The organism is Macrococcus psychrotolerans (assembly GCF_038095555.1).
Classification (GTDB): Bacteria; Bacillota; Bacilli; order Staphylococcales; family Staphylococcaceae; genus Macrococcoides; species Macrococcoides psychrotolerans.
This window is the reverse complement of record NZ_CP124596.1, coordinates 1-2,377: the sequence shown is the minus strand read 5'-3', so window position 1 is coordinate 2,377 and position 2,377 is coordinate 1. Positions and strand designations below refer to the sequence as shown.

Sequence of the window (2,377 nt, the reverse complement as noted above, 5' to 3'; positions counted from 1 at the left end):
AATGAAAACGAAGTTTGCATGTAAATGGACAGTACCTGGTATTCGTCTGATGTTTGTATTTATTCCAATTTCCTTTTCGGTAGAAAAGATCGTTGCACCTTTTTCAACTTCGCAGATTAATTTTCTAGAAAAAATCAAAACTATTTATGCTTATTTTTAATTTTAAGCCCGTTTAAGACGTTTTAAGTATTTTTCTAGTAAAAAAGTACTTAAAAATTAAAAACGGCTCTTAAAACGCAAATATGAGCCAAATAAATAAATTTTAATTTCCATCAGTGTCTGCGATTTTTTAGACACTGCCCAGTTACATGCAAATTAAAAATTTGGCATAAAATCGTGTTAAAATTTGCATTTCATAGGGCAAACTTGCAGTTTGATCGCTATAGTTCCCACAGGGGTTAAAAAACAAAAAAAGCATTGAAAATTTTCAATGCTTCAAGAAATAATTTTGTTTTTCGTAATTCCAAATCGCCATAATTGAATTTGCTTTTTCTTCTTCGTCTGAAATTTTTTCTTCACCCGTTTGAATTAAATTACCGTCTTCTGCATTGCCTAAATTTAATTCTTTGTGTTTAATTTTTAACAATCCACCGTAAGAAATCATGCGTTTTTTATAAAGTCCTTGCTCCAGATCGTTTACAACTTCCAAATCTTTTTCTTGGTCACTTGTTAAATAATCGCTTGCTTTTACCGCATACTTTGACGTTTCTTTGATTGCAGATTCAATCGCATTGTTGCCTTTTTTATTTGGCTTAATCGCTTTGATATTTGCCACAGGCTTGTAATCGACTTTCAAAGCTTTCTGCCACAATTCAAGCCATTCATCTTGTGAGATATAGTTATCAGACCCTCTGAAATATTTACTTTCAACACACATCAGCACATGCATATGCTGATTATAAGAACCGTCTTTCTCGTTTACAGTCACTTCTGTTGCTCTCATAAAGCCAATAAGATTTTTCGATACTTTTTTATATTTAAACATTCGGTTGAACGCTATATTCATCTGCTTAAGACTTTTTTCAAGCGTTTCTCCGTCAACAGAATTACGATTCGACAAGGTTAAAAACAACCAACGTGCAGACGGTTTTTCTTGAATTACTGCTTCGACGATCTTTTGCGTCTGATAGCTATTTTTCATGGCTCTCCTCCAGTTGCAGACAGGACAAAGCTTTGATTTACAAAACCATGTCTTATAAAGCTTTAAATAGCCCTCGTCTGTCGCTTTAAACTCAAGTACATTACCACATTGACGAACATTCTCTGCTTTTTTAATCTTTAATATTTCTAGTAACTCTGCATAAGAGACATTCGCAACTTTTTTCTCTTTCCATGGTCGCTCTTTCCCTGTTTTCGTTAAGTCTTTAAGAATCTGATTATCTTGATTTTCATGATTAGATTTTGTATGATTATCTTGCACAGACAAACACCACCGTTTCTTTTACGGTTTGGTTATAATTAAGCATAAAAAAACCTCCAAATGTATTGATTTAAGATTAGACACCTTTATCTTACATCTGAGGTTTTTTTATGTCAAATTTTTTTTATACACTAAAAATTAACAAAAACCCCTTAATATCAACGTTTTAAGCCTATTTTTAAAAAACTCATTATTTCTATATAGTATCAAGACAAGAAGAAACTCGTTTTCAACTCGTTTCAGAACCTACCTAAAATTTTTGAAATCCAAAAATCAATACCTCGCAAATCACTAGAAAAATACAAGTCTATTTATTATTGAATTAGCCACCTAAAATATATAAAATATAAATATCACTTAATAAAGGAGCAATTTCTATGCCATATTTATATTTGTTATTATCAATAGTCAGTGAAGTAATAGGCAGTGCATTTTTAAAATCTTCAGACGGTTTCTCAAAATTATATCCAACTATAACAACAATCATTTCATTCCTTATTTGTTTTTATTTTCTGAGTAAAACTATGCAACATTTACCACTTAATATTACTTACGCAAGTTGGGCAGGTTTAGGATTAGTATTAACAACAATTGTTTCAGTTCTTATTTTCAAAGAACAAATAAATTTAATAAGCATTATTTCAATTATTTTAATAATATTTGGTGTTGTTTTACTAAACACATTCGGATCATCACACTAATTACTTTATTCCAATTTCCTTTTCGGTAGAAACTTTGACCCCTCACACTCCCCAAAGATGAGCCACCAGGCAAAAAACGCCCTGGTGGGCCCACTTTGTTTAGTGTATATGAGGGGTCTTTTCTTTCCGAAAAGTTTTCTCGGCATAAAAGCATTCCTGATTTTCATATCAAAAAACATCAAATTTCAAATTAATTCACGTTTTTTCAGTCGCCACACGAACTATAGCAATCAAACAGCATGTTTGCCCATTTTTT

At 31.6% G+C, this 2,377-nt stretch carries 2 protein-coding genes; one reads left to right on the top strand and one right to left on the bottom strand.

What is annotated here, in order from left to right; all coding sequences use genetic code 11:
- Window positions 1-427: 427 nt before the first annotated feature.
- Window positions 428-1,420, bottom strand: a complete 993-nt coding sequence (locus QA539_RS10910) for a protein rep (protein ID WP_032489339.1) — start codon at window positions 1,418-1,420, stop codon at window positions 428-430.
- 377 nt (window positions 1,421-1,797) lie between these two features.
- Here QA539_RS10910 and qacH point away from each other — a divergent pair, with 377 nt between their 5' ends.
- On the top strand, window positions 1,798-2,121 hold the full coding sequence (gene qacH / locus QA539_RS10905) for a quaternary ammonium compound efflux SMR transporter QacH (RefSeq protein ID WP_032489340.1): 324 nt from the start codon (window positions 1,798-1,800) through the stop codon (window positions 2,119-2,121).
- The last annotated feature ends 256 nt before the right edge of the window (window positions 2,122-2,377 follow it).